20 protein-coding genes are annotated in these 26,204 nt (G+C 64.6%); 8 read left to right on the top strand and 12 right to left on the bottom strand.

What is annotated here, in order from left to right; translation table 11 throughout:
* Positions 1–168: 168 nt before the first annotated feature.
* Genes rraA through DSM43276_RS00430 form a run of 3 tightly spaced genes read left to right on the top strand, consistent with a single transcriptional unit; the run spans position 169 to position 3,127 of the window.
* On the top strand, positions 169–657 hold the full coding sequence (gene rraA / locus DSM43276_RS00440; protein WP_078298704.1) for a ribonuclease E activity regulator RraA: 489 nt from the start codon (positions 169–171) through the stop codon (positions 655–657).
* Positions 657–1,844 carry an amino acid deaminase/aldolase gene (locus DSM43276_RS00435; protein ID WP_078330241.1) on the top strand — a complete coding sequence of 396 codons (1,188 nt, stop codon included), beginning with the start codon at positions 657–659 and terminating at the stop codon, positions 1,842–1,844. Before rraA ends, DSM43276_RS00435 begins: the two co-directional genes overlap by 1 nt.
* Positions 1,841–3,127, top strand: coding sequence for a D-arabinono-1,4-lactone oxidase (locus DSM43276_RS00430; RefSeq protein WP_078330240.1), 1,287 nt, complete (start codon positions 1,841–1,843; stop codon positions 3,125–3,127). The genes DSM43276_RS00435 and DSM43276_RS00430 overlap by 4 nt, the downstream gene beginning before the upstream one ends.
* A 274-nt stretch (positions 3,128–3,401) precedes the next feature.
* Here the strand turns inward: DSM43276_RS00430 and DSM43276_RS00420 are convergent, their stop codons facing one another.
* Positions 3,402–4,184 carry an enoyl-CoA hydratase/isomerase family protein gene (locus tag DSM43276_RS00420; RefSeq protein ID WP_078330308.1) on the bottom strand — a complete coding sequence of 261 codons (783 nt, stop codon included), beginning with the start codon at positions 4,182–4,184 and terminating at the stop codon, positions 3,402–3,404.
* Between DSM43276_RS00420 and DSM43276_RS00415 the strand changes: the two genes are divergently transcribed.
* Positions 4,162–4,935, top strand: coding sequence for a TetR/AcrR family transcriptional regulator (locus tag DSM43276_RS00415; RefSeq protein ID WP_078330307.1), 774 nt, complete (start codon positions 4,162–4,164; stop codon positions 4,933–4,935). The genes DSM43276_RS00420 and DSM43276_RS00415 overlap by 23 nt on opposite strands.
* Positions 4,936–5,011: 76 nt before the next feature.
* Here the strand turns inward: DSM43276_RS00415 and DSM43276_RS00410 are convergent, their stop codons facing one another.
* The 9 genes from DSM43276_RS00410 to DSM43276_RS00370 all read right to left on the bottom strand — a co-directional run bounded on the left by DSM43276_RS00410 (position 5,012) and on the right by DSM43276_RS00370 (position 15,417).
* On the bottom strand, positions 5,012–6,496 hold the full coding sequence (locus tag DSM43276_RS00410) for a flavin-containing monooxygenase (RefSeq protein ID WP_078330239.1): 1,485 nt from the start codon (positions 6,494–6,496) through the stop codon (positions 5,012–5,014).
* A gap of 87 nt (positions 6,497–6,583) precedes the next feature.
* Entirely contained in the window at positions 6,584–8,521 is a 1,938-nt protein-coding gene (locus DSM43276_RS00405) for a flavin-containing monooxygenase (RefSeq protein ID WP_078330238.1), read from the bottom strand.
* Between the two features lie 5 nt (positions 8,522–8,526).
* On the bottom strand, positions 8,527–9,762 hold the full coding sequence (locus DSM43276_RS00400) for a cytochrome P450 (protein ID WP_078330237.1): 1,236 nt from the start codon (positions 9,760–9,762) through the stop codon (positions 8,527–8,529).
* Positions 9,759–10,589, bottom strand: a complete 831-nt coding sequence (locus tag DSM43276_RS00395; protein WP_078330236.1) for a mycofactocin-coupled SDR family oxidoreductase — start codon at positions 10,587–10,589, stop codon at positions 9,759–9,761. The genes DSM43276_RS00400 and DSM43276_RS00395 overlap by 4 nt, the downstream gene beginning before the upstream one ends.
* Complete coding sequence (locus DSM43276_RS00390) at positions 10,573–12,135, bottom strand: flavin-containing monooxygenase (protein ID WP_078330235.1); 1,563 nt, start codon at positions 12,133–12,135, stop codon at positions 10,573–10,575. The genes DSM43276_RS00395 and DSM43276_RS00390 overlap by 17 nt, the downstream gene beginning before the upstream one ends.
* Positions 12,132–12,725, bottom strand: coding sequence for a TetR/AcrR family transcriptional regulator (locus DSM43276_RS00385; protein ID WP_078330234.1), 594 nt, complete (start codon positions 12,723–12,725; stop codon positions 12,132–12,134). Before DSM43276_RS00385 ends, DSM43276_RS00390 begins: the two co-directional genes overlap by 4 nt.
* 44 nt (positions 12,726–12,769) lie before the next feature.
* On the bottom strand, positions 12,770–13,780 hold the full coding sequence (locus DSM43276_RS00380; protein ID WP_078330233.1) for a PHP domain-containing protein: 1,011 nt from the start codon (positions 13,778–13,780) through the stop codon (positions 12,770–12,772).
* 10 nt (positions 13,781–13,790) lie between these two features.
* On the bottom strand, positions 13,791–15,125 hold the full coding sequence (locus DSM43276_RS00375; protein WP_078330232.1) for a glycosyltransferase 87 family protein: 1,335 nt from the start codon (positions 15,123–15,125) through the stop codon (positions 13,791–13,793).
* A gap of 25 nt (positions 15,126–15,150) precedes the next feature.
* Positions 15,151–15,417, bottom strand: a complete 267-nt coding sequence (locus DSM43276_RS00370) for a helix-turn-helix domain-containing protein (protein ID WP_078330231.1) — start codon at positions 15,415–15,417, stop codon at positions 15,151–15,153.
* Positions 15,418–15,492: 75 nt separating this feature from the next.
* On the opposite strand from DSM43276_RS00370, the gene map reads away from it, so the two are divergent.
* Positions 15,493–16,260: a type I methionyl aminopeptidase gene (gene map / locus DSM43276_RS00365; protein ID WP_078330230.1), complete on the top strand. Its 768-nt coding sequence runs from the start codon at positions 15,493–15,495 to the stop codon at positions 16,258–16,260.
* A gap of 430 nt (positions 16,261–16,690) precedes the next feature.
* On the opposite strand, the gene DSM43276_RS00360 is transcribed toward map, so the two are convergent.
* Together DSM43276_RS00360 and gltB are read right to left on the bottom strand one after the other, a co-directional pair.
* The gene (locus DSM43276_RS00360; RefSeq protein ID WP_078330229.1) at positions 16,691–18,157 is read right to left on the bottom strand and encodes a glutamate synthase subunit beta; all 1,467 of its coding nucleotides are present in this window, start codon (positions 18,155–18,157) and stop codon (positions 16,691–16,693) included.
* Complete coding sequence (gene gltB / locus DSM43276_RS00355; protein ID WP_078330228.1) at positions 18,150–22,742, bottom strand: glutamate synthase large subunit; 4,593 nt, start codon at positions 22,740–22,742, stop codon at positions 18,150–18,152. The genes DSM43276_RS00360 and gltB overlap by 8 nt, the downstream gene beginning before the upstream one ends.
* Before the next feature lie 460 nt (positions 22,743–23,202).
* On the opposite strand from gltB, the gene DSM43276_RS00350 reads away from it, so the two are divergent.
* Genes DSM43276_RS00350 through DSM43276_RS00340 form a run of 3 tightly spaced genes read left to right on the top strand, consistent with a single transcriptional unit; the run spans position 23,203 to position 26,105 of the window.
* Positions 23,203–24,039 carry an SDR family NAD(P)-dependent oxidoreductase gene (locus DSM43276_RS00350; RefSeq protein ID WP_078330227.1) on the top strand — a complete coding sequence of 279 codons (837 nt, stop codon included), beginning with the start codon at positions 23,203–23,205 and terminating at the stop codon, positions 24,037–24,039.
* A 9-nt stretch (positions 24,040–24,048) separates the two neighbouring features.
* Positions 24,049–24,966, top strand: a complete 918-nt coding sequence (locus DSM43276_RS00345; protein WP_078330226.1) for a metal-dependent hydrolase — start codon at positions 24,049–24,051, stop codon at positions 24,964–24,966.
* A complete protein-coding gene (locus DSM43276_RS00340; RefSeq protein WP_078330225.1) occupies positions 24,966–26,105 on the top strand; it encodes a PDR/VanB family oxidoreductase in 1,140 nt (379 codons plus the stop codon). The genes DSM43276_RS00345 and DSM43276_RS00340 overlap by 1 nt, the downstream gene beginning before the upstream one ends.
* Positions 26,106–26,204: the final 99 nt, after the last annotated feature.

The following is a 26,204-nucleotide window of genomic DNA, read 5'->3' as shown; positions in this document are numbered from 1 at the left end:
AGCCGCGAAACGCGAGGGCGTGCGACCCGGATCCGAATGTGCGTCGCTGACGATCGGTTCCGGGCGTACTACGACGGCACCGAGCCCGGTCTGGCGCAATGGCCGCGTGCTGTCGTGGTTGCCTATGCGCCAGACCCAGTAGCTGTGCCCGGCGAATACGCTTGGGGTATGACGACAGCACCGATCACGCCCCGCCCGACCGCCGACCTGGGAGATGAGCTCGGCATCGACATGGCCAGTTGCGATCTTCAGCTCGCGCAGTTCGGTGCGCGGCCGGTATTCGCCGGGGTCATCACCACGGTGCGCTGCCACCATGACAATGCTCTACTGAAATCCATACTGTCAGAGCCGAGTTCGGGTGGTGTGCTGGTGATCGACGGCGGCGGATCGCTGCATTGCGCGCTGGTCGGCGACATCATCGCGGGGATCGCCGTCGACAGCGGATGGTCGGGCCTGGTGATCAATGGAGTGGTTCGGGACAGTGCGGAGTTGGCCACCATGGACATCGGCATCAAGGCCCTCGGTACCAACCCGCGCAAGGGCACCAAAACCGGTGCCGGGGAGCGCGACGTCGTCGTCAGCTTCGGCGGTATCGACTTCACACCGGGGGCGATCTGTTACGCCGACCACGACGGCGTTGTCGTGGTTCCTGCCTGATGTCGGTGCGGCGGTTGGCCGAGGCGCTGCGGGGAGCACCTGCACCCCTGGCGGCGGTCGATATGGACGCGGTGCGGGCCAACGCCGCGTCGCTGGTCGCCGCCACCTCCGGTCTACCGATCAGGGTGGCCAGCAAGTCGATACGCAGTACCGCACTGATTCGAAAGTTTTTGGAGATACCAGGTTTTCGCGGGGTGCTCGCCTTCACCCCGGCAGAGGCCGTGCATCTCGCCGACGCCGGTGTCGACGATCTACTGATCGCCTACCCCAGTGTCGACCGGGGAGCCCTGGCCACGGCGGCCCGGCATCGCTCCGTCATCCGCCCCTTGATCGACTCCGCCGAGCATGTGAATCTGCTCGCGGCGATCTCGCACGAGACCAACGCGCCGATCCCGGTGTGCCTGGATATCGACGCCGGGTGGCGTCCCCTCAACGGTCCGGTGCATCTGGGACCCAAGCGATCGCCGGTGCACACCCCCGAACAGGCGGCCGCTCTCACCGATCTGGTGTGCGCCACCCCTGGGCTGCGGCTGGCGGCCGTCATGGCCTACGACGGACAGATCGCCGGCGTGGGCGACATTGTCCCGGGAAACCCGTGGTACCAGTTGGCCGTTCGCGGCATGCAAGCCTCCTCGCTGCGCGACCTCGGCGCGCGTCTCCCCCGGGTGCTGGATGCGGTGACCGCGCGGCTCCATGCCGCCGGGGCACCGCCGCTCGAGCTGGTGAACTCCGGCGGTACCGGCAGCCTGGCCCGCATCGCAGGACTGGGATTCGCCACCGAATTGGCTGCCGGGTCGGGGTTCTTCGCCCCGGCTCTTTTCGACAACTACCGCAGCCTGCAGCTGGATCCGGCGGCCGCGTTCGCGCTACCGGTGGTGCGTAAACCAGCATCCGAGCTCGCTACGGTGCTGGGCGGTGGGTACATAGCCAGCGGCCCAGCCGGAGCGAGCCGCGTGCCGGTGCCCTCGTGGCCCAAGGGTCTGTCCTTCGAGGCGTCCGAGGGCGCCGGAGAGGTTCAGACGCCATTGCGCGGCGCGCGGGAGCTGGCGATCGGCGATGTGGTGTGGTTCCGCCACGCCAAGGCCGGCGAGCTCTGTGAGCACTTCACCGAACTGCAGCTCGTCGAGCACGGTCAGCATGCCGGATCGGTGTCCACCTATCGCGGCGAGGGAATGATGTTCCTGTGAGCGAGTGGCATAACTGGAGTGGTCAGACATCCTGTGCCCCAGGACTAGTGGTACGTCCGCGGTCCGAAGAGGAGCTGGCGTTCACCCTGCGACGTTCTGCCGGCCGGACGGTACGGCCGGTCGGTTCATCGCATTCCTTTACCGAGCTGTGTGTCACCGACGGTGTGCAGGTAGATATCTCGGAACTGCGCCAACTGATATCGGTGGACGAGCAGAACCGGGTGCGAGTCCAGGCCGGCATCAACCTGCATGATTTGAACCACAAGCTGTTGAGGCGCGGCCTGGCCCTGCCGAACCTCGGCGATATCGACGTCCAGACTCTCGCCGGGGCAGCTGCTACCGGAACGCATGGGACGGGCCTGAAGTTCGGCAATATCTCGCAGACCATCGTTTCCATGCGAATCATGGCTGCTGACGGCTCTATTCACGAGATATCAGGTGGCGACGAGCTGCGCGCCGCACGGATCTCATTGGGTGCACTGGGAGTGGTCACCGAGTTCACGCTGCAATGTGTTCCGGCCTTCCGGCTGCACCGCCGCCAGTCCGTGCACGATCTGGATACCGTGCTGGCCGATCTGCCCACATTGCTGAACGATACCGATCACCTTGAGCTGTACCTCTTTCCACACACACGACGGGTCCTGCTGCTGCAGTCGACACGCACCCAGGAGGATCCATGGCCTCGCCATCCGGTGCGGCATTGGGTGGAGCGCGATCTCGTGGAAAATGGCGCGCTCGGGGCGTTGATGTGGACGGCCGGGCGTGTGCCCGCTGCGGCCCCGTACATATCGAAATTTGTTGCCAATCTTGCTGGTTCCAATGAATCGCAGGATGAGAGCGCCGCGGTGTTCGCGAGCCCCCGCAAGGTGAAGTTCACCGAGATGGAATATTCGCTTCCGCTGGAGAATGCTCGCGATGCCATCGCGACTGCCCTGTCCACGATTGAGCAGAACCGTCATCAGGTGGCTTTCCCCTTGGAGGTCCGCTTCACCCAGGCCGATGACGCACTGCTGGCACCGGCCTATGGCCGCGAAAGCGTCTACCTGGCAGTACACCAGACGATTCACGGTCCATGGGAGTCGTATTTCCACGACCTCGAACCCATCCTGATCGGGCTGGGCGGCCGCCCCCACTGGGGCAAGCGGCACACCTTGACCGCCGCACAGCTGAGCCAGCGCTATCCGGAATGGCAGACATTCCAAGACGTCCGCGCCAGATTCGACCCTGAGGGCGTGTTTAGCGGTGGCTACCTGGACAGGCTCCTCGGCCCCGTTAGCCCCTGAACCAGGGCGGCGGTGTCGGGGCGAGAGCGCCGTCGGATTCACTTACCGCGCGGGACGTCCCGGGAGTTTCGCTTTCCCAGACGAAGTCGGCGGTCCAGTCCGCGTCGGACGGCGACGTGTCCGTGGCGGACGCATCGTCCACGGCGGAGGGCCGGTTGTGTCGTCCCACGATGCACTCCATCCTCATGACCACGATGACCATCTGGGTACATACTGTACCCAGATATAAAATGAGGTGGCGAGGTGCGGGATTCAACCCCGGCACGCTGCGGCGTTACCCGTGGCCACGCCAGCGCGGGGCGCGACGTTCAGTAATCGCGCGCGGGCCCTCGGCCGCATCCGGCGAGCCCATGAGCCGCAGGTGATCGCTCGTCTCCCGCGCCGCCACGTCGGCGGGCGACATCCCCGTCATCTGCGCATCCCACAGCAGCCGTTTGGTCCGCGCCGCGGACTGTGGCGCGACATTGGTCGCGATATCGCGAGCCATCTCGACAGCGGCGACGAGCACCTGTTCGGCAGGCAGGCATCTGTTGGCCAGGCCGGTCTCGAGAGCCCTGCGCGCCGAGAATGTCGCACCGGTGAGCAGTAGTTCGGCCGCCACCGCCGTGCCCACCAACCGCGGTAACGTCCAGTGGGCCATGGCATCCGGCGCCACTCCGAATCTCACCTGAGGTATCGCGTAGCGACCTTCCTCGGCGAGGATGCGGATGTCCGCGTGCAGCGCCAATGTCATTCCGATGCCGATGGCATGCCCGTTCACCGCGGCGATCACGGGAGTGCTCAGCTCGAACGCGGCGGGCCACACCGGTGATGCCGAGAAGTCGGCGTTGTTCGGAGCGGCAAAAGTCTGGGCACCCGCCGAGATCTGAGCGCCACTGCAGAATGCGGGCGCAGTGCCCGTCAGTACGATGACGCGTACGGCTGAGTCATCGTCGAGCCGCCGATAGGCCGCGCCCAACTGGCGACCCACCTCGGCGGTGAATGCATTGCGTGTCGCCGGGCCGTGCAGGGTGAGCGTCGCCACCCCGTCGGCGATGTTGGTCAAGAGCTCGGTCAGGCCATCACCCCGCAGCGGATCATGGCTCGACGGTACATCGGCTTCACGAGGCCGGATTCTCCTGGTGAGCAGGGCCGAGCGCATAGACTCAACGGTCGTGGCCAAACGATTGACTCGCTCTGAGGCTCAGGCTCAGACAAAGGCCCGACTCGTTGAGTCCGCGACCCAGCTCTACTTGCAGCAGGGTTTTGCGGCGACGTCGAACGAACAAGTAGCCGAAGACGCCGGCTACAGCCGCGGTGCCGTGTACTCGAATTTCCCGAGTAAAGAGGCCTTGGCGCTGGAAGTCATCGATCGGCATACCGAACAAGTTTTGGAAAGCTACCGGCAAGCGCTCGCTGGAGGTTCTTCAGAGGATCGCCTTGAAAAGTTTCAGGACTGGATTGAGCAATCACTCAGTGACACCGGGTGGGCGCTGTTGAAGATCGAGCTGGCTCTGGTCGCCCGGCACAATTCGACGCTGAACGAGGAACTCGCCGCCCGCGACAAGACCATGCTGGACCACGTTGCCGGCGTGATCGCGCAGCTCGACGACAATCTCGAACTTCCCGAGGAGAGCGTGCAGGACCTCGCACGCCTGTGTGTCGCGGTCGGGCAGGGAGTGGCCATCGACAGCATCAAAGACCCCTCGTCGACCACCGACTGGACCGAACGGCTCCTGGCCGCCGTGCAACGGCTGCTGCCCATGCGGCCGATGCTTTCCATGCTGATCGCCGCGAGCGCGGATCAGGCTGCACCCGAAGAAAACTAGCGTCCGTGAACTTTCGGCCACAACAGCGAACGGCCGGGCGTCGACAAGCAACACCCGGCCGTTCCGCTGAAATCGCCTAGCCGTTAACGGCCACCGGTGCCGTCTCCGTCGCGGCCTTCTTCCTACCGAATCGCATACCCTCGGCGATCCGGCTACGCCGCATCATCCCGACGTCATAGACATAGTTCTGCTTCAAACGCCACGGGTGCTTGTTGCCCTGCTTGGGTAATTCTTCCAGCGCACGCAGCACGTAGCCCGGGGTGAAGTCCATGAACGGCTGCTTCTCGAGCGTCTCGTCGGCGAGCTCGGGAACCGCCGTGACGTAACCGTTCTCGTCCATGTAGTTCAGCAGTCGGCCGACATACTCCGACACCAGGTCGGCCTTGAGCGTCCATGAGGCATTGGTGTATCCAATGGTGAACGCCATGTTCGGGATACCGGTGAGCATCGCGCCCTTGTACACGGTCTGCGCGGGCAGGTCCACGGGTACACCATCGACCGTCGGGATGACGCCGCTGAAGAACTTCAGGTTCAGACCTGTCGCGGTGATGATGATGTCGGCGTCGAGATGCTTGCCCGACTTCAGCTTGATGCCCGTCTCGTCGAACGTCTCGATGTGATCGGTGACGATATCGGCCTTGCCCTTGCGGATCGTCTTGTACAGGTCGCCGTTGGGCACCACGCAGAGGCGCTCGTCCCACGGGTTGTACTTGGGGCCGAAGTGAGTCTTGTAGTCATAGCCCTTGGGCAGCTGAAGTTTGGCCTGCTGCATGATGATCCGCCGCGCAGCCTTCGGGAACTTGCGGCTGGCCTGGTAGCTGAAGATCAGCTGGCCGATGTTGATCCACCGCGCGATCGGGTAGGCGAGCTTGGGCGGCAATATCTTTCGCAGGCCGTTGATGATCGGGTTCTCGTTCGGCAGCGACAGGATGTAGGTGGGCGAGCGCTGCAGCATGGTGATGTGTCCGACATCGGGCGCCATCGCCGGAACCAGGGTCACCGCGGTGGCGCCGGAGCCGATCACCACGACCTTCTTGCCCTTGTAGTCAAGATCCTCGGGCCAGTGCTGCGGGTGGATCACGGTGCCCTTGAAATCGGAGACGCCGGGGAACTCCGGTGAGTAACCCTGGTCGTAGTCGTAGTAGCCGCTGCAGCAGAACAGGAAGGAGCAGGTGTACTCGACGTTCTTGCCGTCGTGATCCACCTGCACCGTCCACTGCTGGGTCTCGGTGGACCAGGCCGCACCGACCACCTTGTGTCGGTACCGGACATGTCCGTCGATTCCGGAATTGGCCGCGGTCTTGTGCACGTAGTCGAGGATCGAAGGTCCGTCAGCCAGGGTGCGGCTGTCGTTCCACGGCGAGAAGCGGAAGCCCAACGTATACATGTCCGAGTCCGACCGGATACCGGGGTACTTGAACAGGTTCCAGGTCCCGCCCATATCGTCACGGGCCTCAAGCACCGCATAGGTCTTGGACGGGCAGCGATCCTGAATGTGCCAGGCGGCGCTGATGCCGGAGATGCCGGCGCCGACGATGAGCACGTCAAAGTGTTCGGACATGCCGCGATGCTACCGCTTACGGATCGGGGAGAAAAGTAAAGTTAGACCCTTGCGGTCGCAGTCACACTATGCCGACGACGCCGCAGGTCAGCGCCCTCCGGCGCTGGTGAACACGTACTCAGACCAGTCCGGGCTCCGGACCGCATGCCAGTACTCCGGCAATCGCCAGGGGCTAACGGTGTGTATCTCGCCGTCCGCGTTCTTGAAGTAGGAGTGTTCGACGGCCGGGTGCGACCACACCATCTTCTTGATCCGGTCCTGTGTGCGGCGATGCCACTCGGCCGCCGCCTCCGGCTCCGGCTCCATCGCCAGCGTGCTCTCGGCGGCCAGACGTTCGAGGCATTGCGTGATGTAGCGCATCTGCAGTTCGGACTGGAAGATCAGGCTCCCACCGTGGGCCAGGTGCGTGCCGGGCCCGTAGAGGATGAAGAAATTGGGGAACCCCGGAACGGTGATGCCGCGATGCGCGTACGGCCGTTTCCCCCACATACTGTGCAACTCGATGCCGTCGCGTCCCGTGATCCGCATCGGCCACAGCACCTCGGTGGCCCGAAATCCCGTGGCATACACGATCACATCGGCGGGGTGGACCACGCCGTCCCCGGTGACGACGCCCTCAGGCTCGATGCGCTCGATCGGTGTGCGTACCAGCGCGACATTGCCGCGCCGCAGGGTGCGCAGCCAGCTGCCGTTGTCCTGGAGTGTGCGTTTGCCCGTGGCCGGGTAATCGGGCAGCACCTGGGCAAGCAGCTTTTCATCGCCCTCCACCTGCCGGGTTATCCAGTCGGTGAACATCATTCGTGCGGCGGCGTTGATCGCGCTCACCGCGTAATCCTGGTCGGGGTAGTCGGGATCGATCTCGGCGGCGTCCAGCCCCTTGTCGGCCCCGGGCCACATGAGCAGGAACCGGTACCAGCGCCCGTAGAACGGTAGATGCTTCATGGCCCACCGCACGCCGTCCTCGACGCGGTCGTGGTACATGGCGTTAGGGAACATCCACTGCGGGGTGCGCTGGAATACGGCCAGATGCTTTACGGTCTCGGCGATGGCCGGCGCGATCTGGAATCCGCTGGCGCCCGCACCGATGAGGGCAACACGTTTCCCGGCCAGATCCACCGAGCCATCCCATCGTGCGGAGTGAAATGCCGGGCCCGCGAAGGTTCCGGCGCCATCGAATCGCGGGATGCTGGGGCGGTTGAGCTGACCCACCGCACTGATCACGGCTCGGGCAGTAAGTTCCTGTACCGAACCATCTTTGGTACGCACCAGGATATTCCAGTACCCGCGTTGTTCATCCCAGCTCGCCGACTCGACCTCGGACTCCCATCGCACACGCTCACCGAGGCCGTGCCGGTCGACGACCTCCTGGAAGTAGTCACGCAGCTCGGGCTGTTCGGCGAAGTAGTGACTCCAGCGGCCGCTCGGCTCGAAGCTGTAGCAGTAGAAGTGATTCGCGACGTCCACGCGTGCACCCGGATACGTATTCTCCCACCAGGTTCCGCCGGGGCCTGCGTTCTTCTCGACGATGGTGAACGGGATGTTGGCCTGCGCGAGCCTGATTCCGGCCAAGATCCCTGATTCGCCACAACCGATCACGACGACGGGCAAGTTGTCCGTCTGTCCTGAATCCAGGGGCGTGGCGCGCCGCGGATCGACGGCCTCCAGATCCAGTTCCTCCAGAACCAGCGGCAGGTAATGTTCGGGGACCTCTTCGCAGGCCGTCCAATTCATCATCTCCCGCACGACGCCGGCATCCAGTGGCTCCGGCTCCGGGCATCCCCGATCGCGGTAGTCCACGATCACCTCGAGCGCCACCTGTCGGGCCCTCGCCTTGTCCTCCTCGGACATGAAGCCCTGCACTTCGTTGAGGAAGGTGGCCGCCTGCGTGAACTCGCGGATATACCGCGGATCACCGGTGATATGCACCAGCGACAGCAGCAGCGTCGGGATGCTGACGTCCTCCAGGGCGGCGGCGATCTCCTGCGTGGCAGTGGAGAAGGCATGCCCCGCGTAGGGGTTACGCACGCTATCTACCCGAGGTAGTTCGCGGGCAGAGACACGACACCGTTGATCCATCCCGACCTGAACCGGGTGGGCTCGCCGGTCGGCATCAGATCCGGCAGCCTGTCCGCCATGGCGTCGAACATGATGCCGATCTCCAGCCGGGCGAGGTTGGCGCCGAGGCAGTAGTGAATCCCGTGACCGCCGAAGGCCAGGTGCGGGTTCGGGTCGCGCTCGATGTTGAAGGTGAACGGGTTGTCGAACACCTCCTCATCGAAGTTGGCCGACGCGTAAAACATTCCCACGCGCTGCCCCTTTCGGATCCACACGTCCCCGAGGTCGACGTCCTCCAGCGCGGTGCGCTGGAAGGCGATGATGGGGCTGGCCCAGCGGATGATCTCGTCGGCGGTGGTCGGCGGGCGGAGCTCTCGGTACAGCTCCCATTGCGCGGGGTTGTCGGCGAAGGCCAGCACGCCGTGCGTGATGGCATTCCGTGAGGTTTCATTACCCGCGACCATCAGCTGGATGACGAAGTAGGCGAACTCCAGTGGGGTGAGCGGGCGATCGTCGTACGCGCCCTGGACGAGACCCGTGAGGATGTCGTCCCGCGGATTCAGCTGCCGCTCTTCGGCCATCGCGTAGGCGTAGCCCAACATGGAAACAGTGGCGGTGGTGGCCGTGTCTTTACCGACGGCCGGATCGTCGTAGGCGAACATCTGGTTCGTCCAGTCCAGCACCTGCTGACGATCCGACTCGGGAATGCCCACCAGATCCGCGATGGCATGCATGGGCAACACCGAGGCGATATCGGACACGAAATTGCCGCTGGACTTTTCCGCGGCGGCCTCCACGATGTCCCGGGCGCGCGCGACCAACCGCTCGTGTAATCCGTTCACGGCCTTGGGCGTAAACAGCGGGGAGACGATCCGCCGCAGGATGCGATGTTTAGGCTCATCCATGTCTATGAGCAGGTTCTCGCGCTGGATGTCGAGCTGCTCAGCGGTGATGTCCTCGTTGTACCGCACCACCGTCGTGTTCACGCTATTGGAGAACACGTCATTGAGCCGCGATACCTCTTTGACATCAGCGTGTTTGGACACCACCCAGTATCCGTCGTCGTCGAATCCGGCCACTCCCCTGGGCTGTGCGTTCCACCAGATGGGCTCGGTCTTACGCAGATACGCGAACTCGTCGACGGGGATGCGCTGCTGGATCAGGTCGGGGTCGGTGAAATCGAACCCGGGCGCGAACGGGCAGGTGGTCATCGCTTCAGGTACCCCTTGTCGACGGGAATCTGAGCTCCGGTCATGACACCGGATGCATCGCCGGCGAGCCAGGCCACCACCTCGGCGATCTCGGCGGGTTCGACGAGCCTGTCGTTGTCCACCAGCGTCTGGCTGAAGCTCTGCAGGTATGCCGGATGCTTCTCGAACATCCGCAGCACCGACTCATCGGCCGCCAGCGGGGTGTTGGTTCCGTAGGGGTGGATGGAATTGACACGAATCCCGTACTCCCCCAGCTCGACCGCCAGCGAGTTCGTCAGTCCCACTACCCCGAATTTGGCGGCCACATAATGGCCGCAGCCAGGCATGGCCTTGATCCCGGCAGAGGAGCTGACCGTGATGATGGATCCACCGTTGCCGGCTTCGATCATCGCGGGGACCGCCGCCTTGATGGTGTTCCACACTCCGGTCAGATTCACATCGATGACGTCGCGCCACTGATCGGCCTCGATCTCCCACAGCCGCGCCCAGCTCGCGATGCCCGCATTGGCGACCACGATGTCCAGGCGACCGAATCGCGTGATCGCCTCATTGATCACCTTCTGCTGCCCGGCAAGGTCGCGCACGTCGATGCGCTCGGCGATGATCTCGCGGCCCAGATCCCTCACCGCCGAAACGGTCTCGTCGAAGTCTTCGGCGGTGGTGGCCGGGTATTCGTTGTAGGACGACGGCTTGTCGCAGGTGTCGACGGCCACAATGTCGGCTCCGTCGGCGGCCAGCCGAATGGCGTGCGCACGGCCCTGTCCGCGCCCCGCCCCGGTGATGTAGGCGACGCGCCCGGCGAGCGGCTTGTCAGGCTGATTGCTCATGAAACACCTTTGCTTCCAGAGAGACCGAGCGAAACGAGTAATCGGAAAGTAGGGAATGCCTTGAGAACCAGTTCATTTCGCTCACCATTTGGGGCCGGTAATAGCGGGCCTCACCCTTGGAGTTGACGAAGTAGGTGCTCAGCGACGGCTGGCAGTCGGTGGCGTACAGGCGGATCGCCTTGCCCTGACGGATCATCCGGCGCACCCACTTGTCGAAAGCGTGTTGCCTCACTTCCGCTACCTCTCGGTGGGTGCGACCGGATTCGGCAATGACGCGGGCGGCATGGCGCGCATTAGCCTCCACCATGGCGTGCCATCCCTGCCCTTGATTTCCCTCGGGGCCCACCAACACCCACCGGTTGGGCAGGCCCGGTAGCGCCGAGCCGCCGTAGGTCCGCATCTCGTGGTCTCGGTAATACTCGCCCAGGTCAAACCCGTTACGGCCCCGAACAGTTCCGGGCTTGTAGTGCTCCGGGTCCGTGTAGATCTCGTACCCGGTCGCCAACACCAAGAGGTCGACATCGTGACGCGTGCCACCGCTTGTCTCGATACCGGTTTCGGTGACGCGCACGATCGGGTCGGTGACCAGCCGTACCCTCCCGGCATCGATGGCCTGCAGGAAATCGTTGGACAAGACGGTGCGTCGCGCGAGGATCCCGTAGCCGGGCATCAGGGCATCACGCAACGCGGGGTCCCTGATCGTGTCGGCCAGCAGCCCGCGGTACCACCGCCGCGCCATGTCGTCGTAGCGGGGAATCATCTTGCGTAACAATGCCTCCGGCAGCAGCGGCAGCAGGTGGAACAGCACCGCCTGTGCGGCGTCCATGGCTCCGACCATCAGCGCGTTGATCGCTGTCAGCACGAACGGCGCACTCAGCATCCGCTGGGTACGGGGTGAGAGACCGGGGTTGGGTTTCGGAATAATCCATGCGGGGGTGCGCTGGAATGTCGTGACCGACGCGGCGGTTTCCGCAACGGCGGGGGCAATCTGGATGCCGCTGGAACCGGTACCGATCACCGCGACACGCTTACCCGCGTAATCGTAGGTGTGGTCCCACGCATTGGGCCGCATGGTTCTGCCGCGAAAGTCGTTGAGGCCGGGGATATCGGGGCCGGGTTTGATGTCTATGTATCCACCCACCGCGCTGATGACGTACCGGGCCCGAATGCCCGGCTTCCCGGCCACGGTCAGTTCCCAGTGTCCGCCGTCCTCGTTCCAGCGCTCCGCGATGACGGCGCTACCTCCCTGAAAGTGCTTGCGCAACCCCAGTTCGTCCGCCACCGACAGGTGATAGCGCTGGATTTCGGCGCCGTCGGCGAATAGCTTGTTCCACCGGCCAGTTCGCGCAAAACTCAACTGGTAGAACAGCACCGGGATATCGACGCCAAGACCCGGATAGGTGTTGTCGCGCCAGGTGCCACCGAAATCCTCGGCACGGTCCAGGATCACGAAGTCGTCGATACCCTGTTGGCGCAGGTAGTAGGCGGCGGCAATACCGCCCGGACCCGCCCCGACGATCGCCACCTGACAGTCGATGCCGCTCATGCCAGTCCGCGCAGGATGAATCGGGAGAAGTAGTCGCGCACCACGGCCGGGTCCTTCAGATTCACGGAGATGGCCGGCAGCACTTCGATGCTCATCAGCGTTCGCATGATCCATTCGGCGCCTTCGGTGGCATCGACATCCCTACCGATCTCGCCGCGCTCCTTGGCGGCTTCGACCTGCGGCGCCCAAAACTCGACCGACCGGCGCATCAGGTCATCACCACATTCGTCGAGCACCAGCTCCAACACGTTGGACACGTGCAGCGTCGGGTCCAGGCGATCGGACCACGCTCGGTGGTCGCTGATGCGTACCGCCGCCTCGCCCACCTGGTCGGTCAGGGTGGTCTTGGCGCTCACCGCACCCGCGAACAGCTCGATGAAGGCGCCGGCGATGAAGCCGACGGCGACATCGATGGCCTCCTTCTTGCCACCGAACCAGTTGTAGATGGTTCCACGGGAGACGCCCGCCTCATCGGCGGCGGCCGACAGGCTGAAACGCTGAATTCCCGAGCGGACCAGGGTCTGCGCGACGGCCGCGACGATCGGTTCGGGTACCTCACCGCGCGGGCCCGTCGTCTTCACCAGCTTCACGTTTGAACACTTTGCGCGAATATGTTCAAAGTGTCAATAGGCGATCAGCCGCCCTGTGTGGTCCTGGCCAATAGCCGCTCAACGGGCCAGGTGTTGATCACCCGTTCTTCTGGAACGCCGGCCTCCAGTGCACGCTCGCAGCCGTATCCAGAAAATTCCAGCTGCCCCGGTGCGTGCGCGTCGGTGTCGATGGAGAAGTCGCAGCCGATGTTCAGCGCGAGGTCGAGCAGCCGGCGCGGCGGATCACGCCGCTCCGGGCGCGAGTTGATCTCGACGGCGGTGCTCGAGTCGCGGCAAGCCCGGAAGACCTCAGCCGCATCGAATTTCGACTCACCGCGGGTTCCCCGCTCCCCCTCCACCAGCCGTCCCGTGCAGTGGCCCAGCACATCGACGCGCGGGTTGGTGACGGCGGCAATCATGCGGCGGGTCATCGCGGCGGAGTCCATCGCAAGCTTGGAATGCACACTCGCCACAACGATGTCGAGCGCATCGAGAAGCTCGGGGTCCTGATCCAGTGCGCCGTCATCCAGGATGTCCACCTCGATACCGGTAAGGATTCGCATGGGTGCCATCTGATCGCGTAGTCCATCGATGACCTTCAGCTGGGCGCGCAACCGTTCCGCCGACAGACCGTTGGCGACGCGCAGGCGGGGCGAATGATCAGTGAGCGCACAGTACTCATGGCCAAGCGCCTTGGCGGTGCTCATCATTTCCTCGATGGGCACCGAGCCGTCCGACCAGTTCGAATGCAGATGCAGATCCCCCTTGAGTGCGGCCCGCATACTGCCACCGCCGGTGCTCTTGGCGTTGGCGCGCAGCTGTTCGAGAGTGCCGGGTACCTTGCCGGCCCAGGCCTCGGCGGCGACGGTCGCCGTCTTGGGCCCCAGACCCGTCAGGCTCTTCCAGCTCTTGCCAACGCCATGGCGCTCGCGCTCTTCGAAACTGAGCGCGGCGATAACATCGGCGGCCTTCCGGTACGCCATGACGCGGCGCGACTCCTCGCGGGCGAGTTCCTTGTAGTAGGCGATCTCGCGCAGGGCGGCGACGGGGTCCATGTCCTGGACTCTAGGCGCGTACCGCCAGCTCCTCATCACGATTATCTGGCGGATAGTCCTCAATCTCCGCCGACAGCATCGCCAGTTCGTCCAGTTCATCAAACTCCGTCGGCGCGCTCAGCCGCAGCCAGCTGACGGCACCGATCATGAAGCACAGGAACGCCAGTGGGTACCAGCCGCTCATCAGCTGGCCTATCCAGAACGGTCGCAGGTCAAGGAAGTTCCAATACACCCCGCTGAAATAGATCGTGGTGTGCCCGCGACCTGTCCGGTGCAGCGTCCACATGAAGACGATCGCGAACAGCCCCAGCGCACGCCAGGCCCATCCGCTCGACCAGGGCCGCCCGGTGGTGCATGCCTTCGCGACGAGCCAGATGATCGCGGGGGCGAACCACACCCAGTGCGCAGCCCAGCTGAACGGTGACACCGCGCAACCGGTAAGTCCCACCAACACCACCGCCAAGAGCCGCTCTCCCCTGCGGTGCGCCCACACCGCCACTGCCATACCTGCGGCAAGTACCAAGAGGCTCAACACAATCCATAACCACTCCGGGCGCGTGTGCGGGAAAAAGTACCGGGCCAGGAATCCGTTGATCGACTGATTCGCCAGGTGATCAATCCGGCTGATGTGCGCGGTATCGCCCAGATGGCTCCAGAACCATGCGCTGTCGCGCGACAGCAGTGGCCAGGTCAGCGCCACCGTGGCGGCGAAGGTCGCCGTCGCGGTCACGGAAGCGCGCCACTGCCGGGTGAGCAGCAGGTACGGCAGAAAGATCAGCGGGGTGAGCTTGATACCCGCGGCAAGCCCGAGCCCGATCCCCTGCCACCGTCCCTGGTTCGGTCGCACCAGGTCCACGAGCACCATCGCCATGAGCAGGACGTTGATCTGCCCCCACCAGAGGGTGGCCTGCACCGGCTCGATGTCGATGATGACCACCGCGAGTGCGGCACTCAGCACGGCCAGCCGGATATCCGCGCGGACGCCGGCCAGACGCAGGATGCGCCACGCGATCAACGCCAACGCAGCGACGGACAGCGCGAGCAGCACCCATTTCGCGACATCGAATGAGGCCCAGGCAAGCGGTGCGAGGACCAGCGTCGCAAAGGGTGGGTAGACAAACCAGGCCTGGTTCAGCGCCGGAGCTTCGTACAGCCTCTTGCCATCCCAGAGTCCGCGGACCGCGGCGCGGTAAGTGTCCAGGTCGTAGCCGTTTTCGGTCAGCCCGAAGAACCGTGCATCGAAGGGGACGAGGCGGTTGTGGACCACCATGGCCAAGACAGCCACGCCCAACGCACCCAGAACGACGCCACGTGGCAGCCGCATCTCCCCACCCCAGCTGTGCACCCGGCCGATTTTACGGCCGCGACGGTTAGGACGCGGCGCCGATCTTGGCCTCGTCCTGCCAAGCGGCCGCGACGTCGTTGAGGTCGAGATACAAGGCTGCGGCCAACTGGACGACGGCACCAAATGCCGGCGTGGGCAGCCGTCCGGTTTCAATCTTGCGCAGGGTTTCCGGGGAGATTCCCGACGCGCGGGCGACATCATCGAGGGGGCGGTCGCCGCGCGCGGCGCGCAGCAGCCCACCCAGGCGCTTACCCGCGGCGAGTTGCTCTGCGGTGAGCGGCTGACGAACCATGCCGCCGACTCTAGTCTTGGTATTTAAATACCAAAAGTCCTAAGGTGGTATTTAAATACCGTCCAGGAGGTACGCGTGATCGAGTTGAAATCGCCCGCGGAGATCGCGCGCATGCGGGTGACCGGTGGGTTCGTGGCCACGGTGCTCGCCGAGCTATCGGCGATCGCAGCGCCCGGCGTCAATCTGCTCGACCTGGAGCAGCGAGCGCGTGACATGGTCACCGAACGCGGCGCGGTGTCCTGCTACTGGGACTACTCCCCCTCATTCGGGCGCGGACCGTTCCGCAATGTCATCTGCCTGTCGGTGAATGACGCGGTGCTGCACGGGCTGCCGCATGATTACGTGCTGGCCGACGGTGATCTGCTGAGCATGGATTTCGCGGTGGGTATCGACGGCTGGGTGGCCGACTCCGCGGTGAGCGTTGTCGTCGGCACCCCAGATCCCGAGGACGTGCGGCTCATCGACACCACCCGCGCCGCGCTGGATGCGGCCATCGCGGCCGCTCAACCGGGTAACCGGCTTGGTGACATCTCGGCGGCAGTTGCCGCGGTGGCCGAGGGAGCCAAGTACCGAATCAACACAGATTTCGGTGGACACGGTCTGGGCCGGACCATGCACGAAGATCCCCACGTCCCCAACAAGGGGACGGCGGGACGGGGATTGACCTTGCAGCCAGGCCTGACGCTGGCATTGGAACCGTGGTTCGGACGCGGGACCCATCGGCTGACCGTGGATCCGGACGGGTGGACGCTCCGGATGGCCGACGGCTCCCGGGGTGCGCATTCCGAGCACACCATCGCCATCACCGAGGACGGGCCGCAGGTACTGACGTTACGGGGCTAGAGGGGATCGACTACGGCGCACCGTCCGCAACCCCCCTCACCCCGACTGGTTACAGGTCGATAACGATCTTCAACGGCAGGCGTGTCCGCAATCCGACACGCTGCGCGGTCGCCGTGAGCAACGCTCAGTGACTGAAGCGCATGGCCTCTTCGGGAGTGATGAGCCGCTCGTTCTTCGCGGGGAAACTGTGGCTTTTCATGGGATGACGGAGCAGTGACCAGGCAATTCGGCCAACCCATGTTTTTGTAGCGGGCGTGTTGGGCACGAGAACATCTCCTGCGTCGGCAAGCTTTCAGAACCGGTCAGTAGCATAACGCAAATCCCGACCTAGATCACGTGTCTCGCCCGCGTTAGGCAAACATGTCGGCCGAGGCGCAGTGATACTGTCCGGAGCTACCGATGCTGTCGGGCCTGGCAACAGCCCCGAGTCTCAGCGCTGCGGCGCAGCGGTCGGCTTGATCGGCGCGGGCAGCGCCGTCTCGCCGGTGAGGTAGGTGTCCACCGCGGCGGCGGCGGAGCGACCCTCGGCAATCGCCCACACGATCAGCGACTGGCCACGGCCCATGTCACCCGCCACGAACACACCGTCAACGGAGGTCGCGTACACGCCATCGCGCGCCACATTGCCACGCTCGGTGAGCTCCACGCCCAGGCTCTCCAGCAGACCAGGCTTCTCCGGTCCCACGAATCCCATGGCGAGGAAGACGATGTCGGCCTCCAGCTCGAAGTCCGAGCCCTCGACCTTCTCGAACTTGCCGGCGTTGAAGACAACCTCATGGGCCCGCAGACCGGTCACCTTGCCGTCCTCACCGAGGAACCGCTCCGTGTTGACGGCATAGATGCGCTCGCCGCCCTCTTCGTGGGCAGAGGCCACCCGGAACAGCGTGGGGTAGGTGGGCCACGGGTCACGCTCGGAACGGAGCTCCGGCGGCCTGGGCATGATCTCGAACTGCTGGACGCTCGCCGCGCCCTGACGGTGGGCGGTGCCCAGGCAGTCGGCTCCGGTATCGCCGCCACCAATGATGATGACGCGCTTACCCTTTGCGGTAATCGGGGGCTGGCCGTTCTCGTCCACGACGTCATCGCCCAGCTGCACCTTGTTGGCCCAGGGCAGGTATTCCATGGCCTGGTAGATGCCCTCGAGCTCGCGGCCCGGAACGGGCAGGTCGCGCCAGGCAGTCGCCCCGCCCGCGAGTACCACCGCATCGAAGTTCGAACGCAGCTCGTCGGCGGTGATGTCCACGCCAACGTTTACACCGGCCTCGAAAACCGTGCCCTCGGCCCGCATCTGGTCCAAGCGCCGGTCGATATGGCGCTTTTCCATCTTGAACTCGGGAATGCCGTACCGCAGCAGACCACCGATGCGGTCGGCCCGCTCGTACACGGTGACATCGTGTCCGGCGCGGGTGAGCTGCTGGGCCGCGGCCAATCCGGCCGGGCCCGAACCCACGACGGCAACCTTCTTGCCGGTCTTCACCTCGGACGGAATGGGCCTGACCCAGTCGTTCTCGAAGGCGTTGTCGATCAGCTCGACCTCGACCTGCTTGATGGTCACCGGATCCTGGTTGATGCCCAGCACGCACGATGCCTCGCACGGCGCGGGGCAGAGCCGACCGGTGAACTCGGGGAAGTTATTGGTCGCGTGCAGCCGCTCGATGGCCTCGCGCCAGTTCCCGCGGTACACCATGTCGTTCCACTCGGGTATCAGGTTGCCCAGCGGGCAGCCCTTGTGGCAGAACGGGATTCCGCAGTCCATGCAGCGCGACGCCTGCGTCTGCAGGGCCTTGTGCTCGAAGTCTTCGTAGACCTCTTTCCAGTCGAGCAACCGCAACGGCACAGGACGCCGCTTCGGTAGTTCGCGGGTGGTGTGGGTCAGAAAGCCGCTTGGGTCACCCACGAGCTGCCGCCATGATCGCTTCGTTCACATCGCCTCCGGTCAGCTCCGCGTCGGCGATGGCCTCGAGCACGCGACGGTAGTCGCGGGGCATCACCTTGACGAAGGAGTCGCTCTGGCCGCTCCAGTCGGCCAGAATGCGTTGTCCGACAGCAGAGTCGGTCGCCGCCACGTGCTTTTCGATCAGACTGCGCAGCACCTGCTCATCGTCAGGGTCCAACGCGTCCACATCGACCATCTCATCGTTGAGGTTGTCCACCAGCTGCTTGGCAGGGTCGTACACGTACGCCACCCCACCCGACATACCCGCGGCGAAGTTGCGCCCGGTCGGGCCGAGCACCACCACGGTGCCACCGGTCATGTACTCACACCCGTGATCGCCCACACCCTCGACGACAGCGGATGCACCCGAGTTACGCACCGCGAACCGCTCTCCCACGAGGCCGTTGAGGAAGGCTTCACCGCTGGTGGCGCCGAACAGGATGACGTTTCCGCCGATGATGTTCTTCTCGGCCTCGAAGTCGGCCGGTGCCTCACGCGAGGGCCGCACCGCAATGTGTCCGCCGGACAGGCCCTTGCCCACGTAGTCGTTGGCATCGCCGAACAATCGCAGCGTGATGCCCCGCGGGACGAACGCGCCAAAGCTGTTACCCGCCGAGCCGGTGAAGGTGATGTCGATGGTGTCGTCCGGGAGGCCCTCGCCGCCATAGGCTTTGGTGACCTCGTGACCAAGCATGGTGCCCACGGTCCGGTTGACGTTGGTGATCAGCGTCTCGAACTTCACCGGGGTAGCGCGATCGAGCGCCTCGCGGCTCATCACGATCAGCTGCTGGTCCAGCGCCTTCTCCAGGCCGTGGTCTTGCGAACCACTGCAGTACAGATCCTGGTTCATGAACGCCGACTCCGGCTCCGTCAGCACCGGAGTCAGGTCGATCTTGCTGGCCTTCCAGTGCGCAATCGCCTTTTCGGTGTCCAGCGCGGCGACCTGGCCCACTGCCTCGTTGACGGTGCGGAAACCGAGCTCCGCCATCAGCTCCCGCACTTCCTCGGCGATGAACAGGAAGAAGTTCTCCACGAACTCCGGCTTGCCGTTGAAACGCTCGCGCAGCACGGGGTTCTGGGTGGCGACGCCCACCGGGCAGGTGTCCAGGTGGCAGACACGCATCATGATGCAGCCCGAGACCACCAGGGGAGCGGTCGCGAATCCGAATTCTTCGCCGCCGAGCAGCATGGCGATCATCACGTCGCGGCCGGTCTTGAGCTGACCGTCGACCTGCACGACGATGCGATCACGCAGACCATTGAGCAACAGCGTCTGCTGTGTCTCGGCCAGCCCCAGCTCCCACGGCGCACCGGCGTGCTTCATGGAGGTCAGCGGGGTGGCACCCGTTCCGCCGTCGTGCCCCGAGATGAGCACCACATCGGCGTGGGCCTTCGACACGCCCGTCGCGACCGTGCCGACACCGTTCTCCGACACCAGCTTCACGTGGATACGCGCCTGCGGGTTGGAGTTCTTCAGATCGTGGATCAGCTGTGCCAGATCCTCGATCGAGTAGATGTCGTGATGCGGCGGCGGGGAAATCAGCCCCACGCCGGGCGTGGAGTGCCGCACTTCGGCCACCCACGGGTACACCTTGTGCGCGGGCAGCTGGCCACCCTCACCCGGCTTGGCGCCCTGCGCCATCTTGATCTGGATATCGGTGCAGTTGCTCAGGTAGTGCGAGGTGACACCGAAGCGGCCGGAGGCCACCTGCTTGACGGCACTGCGGCGCCAGTCGCCGTTCTCGTCGGGGGTGAACCGTCGCTGATCCTCGCCGCCCTCACCGGAGTTCGACCGGCCACCCAAGCGGTTCATGGCGATCGCCAGAGTCTCGTGTGCCTCGGCGGAGATGGAGCCGAAGCTCATCGCACCGGTCGAGAAGCGCTTGACGATCTCGCTGGCGGGCTCCACCTCGTCGATGGAGATCGACGGCCGCCCGCTGTCTTCGGAGCTCTTGAACTTCAGCAGACCGCGCAGCGAGGCCATCCGCTCGCTCTGGTCGTCGACCAGGGCCGTGTACTCCTTGAAGACCGAGTACTGGCCGGTCCGGGTGGAGTGCTGCAGCTTGAAAACGGTGTCGGGGTTGAACAGGTGGTACTCACCCTCGCGCCGCCATTGGTACTCGCCACCGACCTCCAGTTCCCGGTGCGCCCATTCTTCTGGGCGCTCCAGGAAGGCCAGGTGATGACGTGAGGCGACATCGGCAGCGATCTCATCCAAGCCGATACCGCCTGTGGGGCAAGCCAATCCGATGAAGTATTCGTCCAGTAGCTCCTGTGAGAGGCCGATGGCCTGGAACAGCTGGGCACCCGTGTAGGAGGCCAGTGTGGAGATGCCCATCTTGGACATGACCTTGAGTACACCCTTGCCCGCGGCCTTGATGTAGTTGCGGATCGCCTTGTCGCGCTCCACCCCCGAGATCATGCCGCGGTCAATCAGGTCCTCGATCGACTCAAAAGCCATGTACGGGTTGACGGCGGCCGCACCGAAACCGACCAGCGCCGCCACGTGGTGCACCTCGCGGGCGTCGCCGGCCTCGACGACGAGACCGACCTTGGTGCGAGACCGTTCACGAACGAGGTGGTGGTGTACCGCCGCGACAGCCAGAAGCGAAGGGATAGGCGCCATCTGGTCGTCAGACTCGCGGTCGGACAGGATGATCACCTGCGCGCCGTCGGCGATGGCGGCAGAAACCTCCGCGCGTACCGACTCGATCGCGGTCCGCAGCCCGGCGCCGCCCTCGGCGACTGGGTACAGGCAACGAATCACGCGGCTGGAGAACCCATGCGGCCGACCGTTGACCTCATCCAACGGGTTCAGGTGGATCAGCTTGTCCAGCTCGTCGTTGTGCAGCACCGGCTGCGGCAGCAGGATCTGGTGGCACGACTCAGCGGTGGGGTGCAACAGATCGCCCTCGGGGCCGATCACACCGCCAAGGCTGGTGACGACCTCCTCGCGGATGGCGTCCAGCGGGGGATTGGTGACCTGCGCGAAAAGCTGCTGGAAGTAGTCGAACAACATCCGGGAACGGTTGGACAGCACCGCAATCGGGGTGTCGGTGCCCATCGACCCGAGCGCCTCGGCACCCGTACGGGCCATCGGCGAGACCAGGAGGTTGATCTCCTCGTAGGTGTAGCCGAATACCTGCTGGCGCAACACAATCCGGTCGTGCGGCATGTGCTGGTGCGGGCGGTCCGGCAGCTGCTCCATGCGCACCAGACCTTCATCGATCCACTGCTGGTACGGCTCTGCGGCCGCGAGCTCCGCCTTGACCTCTTCATCGGAGACGATGCGGCCCTGGGTGGTATCCACCAGAAACATACGGCCGGGCTGCAGGCGGGTGCGCTGCACGACGGTCGAGGGGTCCAGATCCAGCACGCCCGCTTCGGAGGCCATCACGACGAGTCCGTCGGTGGTCACCCAAACACGGCCCGGGCGTAGCCCGTTGCGATCGAGCACCGCGCCCACGATGGTGCCATCGGTGAAGCAGACCGAGGCCGGTCCGTCCCAGGGCTCCATGAGTGAGGAGTGGTACTCATAAAACGCGCGGCGCTGCGGGTCCATGGACTCGTGTCGTTCCCACGCCTCGGGGATCATCATCAGCACCGCATGGTGCAAGGGGCGGCCACCCAGGTGCAGCAATTCCAGTGCCTCGTCGAACCGCGCCGTGTCCGAGGCACCGCGCGTACAGATCGGGAAGATCTTGTCGAGCTGGGCGGGATCACCGAAAACGTCGGTCTTGATGAGCGCCTCACGGGCCCGCATCCAGTTCTCGTTGCCTGCGACGGTGTTGATCTCACCGTTGTGCGCCACCCGGCGGTAGGGATGCGCCAGCGGCCAGGACGGGAAGGTGTTGGTGGAGAACCGCGAGTGCACGATGCCCAGTGCGCTCTCGACTCGCTCGTCCTGCAGATCGAGGTAGAAGGCCCGCAGCTGCGGGGTGGTCAGCATGCCCTTGTACACAAAGGTGCGACCGGAAAGGCTTGGGAAATAGACGGTTTCTTCGCCGAGGCTACCGCGGCCGGATCCCTGGTTACCCAGCTCATGCTCGATGCGCTTGCGCACCACATAGACGCGCCGCTCCAGATCGATGCCAGAGGCACCGGAGATGAACAGCTGCCTGAAGGTCGGCATGGCGTCGCGGGCGAGGGCACCCAGTGATGAGTCGTCGTGAGGAACCTCACGCCAACCCAGAACCGTCAATCCTTCTGCCTCGACGATCTTATCGACGGCCTCGCATGCGGCGGCCGCGTCCTTGGACCCCTGGGGCAGAAAGGCGATTCCGGAGGCGTAGCTGCCCTCGGCGGGCAGTTCGAACTCCACAACAGCACGGAAGAACTTGTCCGGGATCTGCAGCATAATTCCGGCGCCGTCACCGCTATTGGGCTCGGCTCCCGCGGCACCACGATGCTCAAGGTTCAGCAGTGCGGTGATGGCCTTGTCCACGATGTCGCGGCTCCGCCGGCCGTGCATATCCACGACCATGGCGACACCGCACGCATCGTGCTCGTAGGCCGGGTTATAGAGCCCGGTCGCGGGGTGTGGCATGGCTGCTCGTCTCGTCTCCAGGGCCTCCCCGGGTGCATAGGCTGTATGCACCCGTCAATGCCCTCCTCGAAGGTGCCCCACAGACCGGCACGGGGTGGTGCTCAAAACCCCGGGGCTGGCCCGTTGGCCCTTGTCCGTAGCGTCCTTCTCGGCCGTCTGCTGGGTGTGCTCGCGGTGACGATGAGGCACCCACCGGACACCTTTGACCAGCGGATCTCGTGCCCCGACGCGACAAGTAATCAAAACGATATGTCAGGAACCCCGGTAGACGCCAACTCGGGTGGTTAGATGGCGCGACACCTCCTGGCGTCATCCTCTCAACGCGTAGGTCAACGCCCGTTTCCTCGACAAACATCTGGTGAACCGCGTATTGAACATCACGCCTTTTTCAGTACACCCGCAGTGATTTACAATCTGCTCCATCACGTAAGCGCAGTGGTGCGCAGGATTCGGAGGATGCATGACATCCGGCAGTGCCCAGCGCAACGGCTTGGTGGTGGTGACCGGCGGCGGAAGCGGTATCGGCCGCGAAACGGCGCTGGCCTTCTCCCGCCAGGGCGCCCGTGTCGTCGTCGCCGATATCAATCTCGACACCGCCCATGAGACAGTCGGGCTCATCGAGAAGCTGGGCGGCACCGCTCATCCCTATGCCCTGGACGTCTCCGACGAGAGTGCCGTCATCGCATTCGCCGACGAGGTGTGCACCGCCCACGGCGTGCCGGATGTCCTGATCAACAACGCCGGCATCGGCCAGGCCGGGCGATTCTTCGACACCCCGTCCGCGGACTTCCAGCGGGTACTCAACATCAATTTGGGCGGAGTCGTCTACGGCTGCCGCGCCTTCGGGCCGCGGATGGCCGAGCGCAAGAGCGGACACATCGTCAACATCTCCAGCGCCGCCGCGTACACGCCGATCCCCGAGATGGGCGCCTACGCAACCAGCAAGGCGGCTGTGTTCATGTTCTCCGACGTGCTGCGTGGCGAGCTCGGCCGCGACAAGGTCAAGGTGAGCACCATCTGCCCGGGCATCGTCAACACGAACATCATTCGCACCACCCAATTTTCGGGCCTGTCGGCCGAACACGAGGCGCAGCGGCAACAACAGGGAGCTGGGCTTTACGCCAAACGCGGATACGGCCCCGAGAAGGTGGCCAGGGAGATCGTCAACGCCGTCACCAAGGGCAAGTCGGTCGTTCCGGTCACCCCGGAAGCACATGTGCAATATCACCTCAGCCGCCTGGCCCCAGCGCTGAACCGGTTCTTCTGGGGCAATCTTGGCAACAAGCTCAACAAGTAGGAGGACATCATGGCGCGCAATACAACTGAGGCCACCGGCCTGCACGTCGTACCCACTGAGCCCGGCGAGGTCGTGTTACGGCCGCGCAATGTCCAGTTCGACACGAGCCACACCCCGCTGCACTGGATTCCCAATGAGCCCATCGTCTCGCACTTCATTTCCGCCTTCAATCTGCTTCTGCCGGAAGGGGAACGGGCCTTCGTCGACACCTTCACCCGCGCGCTGCCGTACGTGAAGGACGACAAGATCCGGGAAGCGATGATCGGATTTATGGGTCAAGAGGCCGTGCACGCCGAGACCCACAGCAAGGTGCTGGGCGACTTCCTGGAGAAGAACGGGATCAACGTCCGCCCGGCCCTTGAACAAATCGAATACATCACCCACATGCTGGAGCGGACCAACGAACTGCGCAGCGAAAAGCTCCGCTACCGGGTGATGGTGGAGAAGCTGGCCCTCATCGCGGGTATCGAACACTTCACCGCCGTGCTCGGCGACTGGGTGCTGAACCACCCCTTCGAGAAGTTCAACGCCGACCCGGAGATGGTGGATCTGTTCCGCTGGCATGGCGCCGAGGAGGTCGAGCACCGCAGCGTCGCATACGACGTCGCCCGGTACTTCCAGATCCGTCGCGGGCACATGATGCTGACCTTCGTGCTGGCCACCTTGCTGCTCGTCGGAGTGATGCTGCGCTACACCAAGTTCTTGGTGCGGCAAGACCCGTCGCTGCCCAACTATGGCGTCTTCGGCGTACTGCGGCAGATGAACAAGGCCATGAAGCGGGGAGCGTTCCTGCGGTGGCGAGAGCTGGCCAAGTCGGCCATGGAGTTCATGCGTCCGGGCTTCTCCCCCGACCAGGTGGGCAGCACGGCACAGGCGGTGGCATACCTGAGTACGTCACCCGCCGCGAAGGCCGCGGCCGGCTACTGATGTTCGATCGCTTTCGCCGCACACCGCAGCCCACTCCCCGGCGCAAGCGGCCGTCGCTGCCGCCCACGCTGTACGGCACTCTGCCGATTTCACCCACGATCGCGCTCGGCACCGTGTTGTTCCCGGTCGCGGTCCGCGCCATCGGCGCCCTGTTGATCCTCAAGAAGCCACCCGAGAATCACGTCGACCGGACGCTGACGCTGGTGGTGAAGGACCGCTGGATCGAGGCTAAGGACCAGGACGTGGCGAGCCTGGTCTTGGCCGCCCCCGACGGGGCGCGGCTGCCGCCGTGGCACCCCGGTGCCCACCTGGATCTGCTGTTGCCGTCGGGCCGCATGCGGCAGTACTCGCTCTGCGGTGACGTGTCGGATCCCTTCCACTACCGCATCGCCGTGCGCCGCATCCCCGAAGGCGGCGGTGGCTCCATCGAGGTGCACGACGTATTGAACGTCGGGTCGACAGTATCCATCTTGGGACCACGCAACGCGTTCCCGCTGGCCATGACCCAGCCCGGGCCGCGCAAGCTGCACTTCGTGGCCGGCGGCATCGGCATCACGCCAATCCTGTCCATGATCGCTTTCGCCGAGCAGCTGGGTAAGCCATGGACCATGGTGTACACCGGCCGGAACCGCGATTCACTCCCGTTCCTGAACGAGCTCAAGCGATTTGGCGATCGCGTGATCGTGCGAACCGACGATCAATCGGGTCTACCGACCGCCGATGATCTACTGCCCGAGGTGGGGGAGAACGACGCGGTGTACTGCTGCGGCCCCGCGCCGATGCTTGCCGTCCTACAGCGCCGTCTCCTCGAAATGCCCTCGGTGGAACTGCATTTCGAGCGATTTGCCGCCGCCCCCGTGGTGGACGGTCATCCGTTCGAGGTACAACTGGGCCCCGGCGGGCCGGTGCTCGAGGTTCCCGCCGATCGCACGGCGCTGGACGTCATCAGGAAACGGCTGCCGCATGTGGCGTACTCATGCCAGCAGGGTTTCTGCGGCACCTGCAGGGTGAACGTGCTCGCGGGCACGGCCGACCATCGTGACCAGATCCTCACCGAATCCCAGCGGGAAGAGGGGCAGATTCTGACCTGCGTATCCCGCGGTGAGGGTCGTCTGGTTCTGGACCTGCCCGCCGAGTAACACCTCTACGCCGAGACCGAGGTTGTGGCGGATTTGTGCGAGACATATGCGCCATAACCTCGGTCTGGGCGGGACGCCTCCGTGCCGGTTCACCGGGCG

Origin of the sequence: Mycobacteroides salmoniphilum (genome assembly GCF_004924335.1) — a bacterium.
GTDB classification, from domain to species: Bacteria; Actinomycetota; Actinomycetes; order Mycobacteriales; family Mycobacteriaceae; genus Mycobacterium; species Mycobacterium salmoniphilum.
Note: the sequence above shows the minus strand (reverse complement) of the source record. Positions and strands in the feature narration are given on the sequence as shown.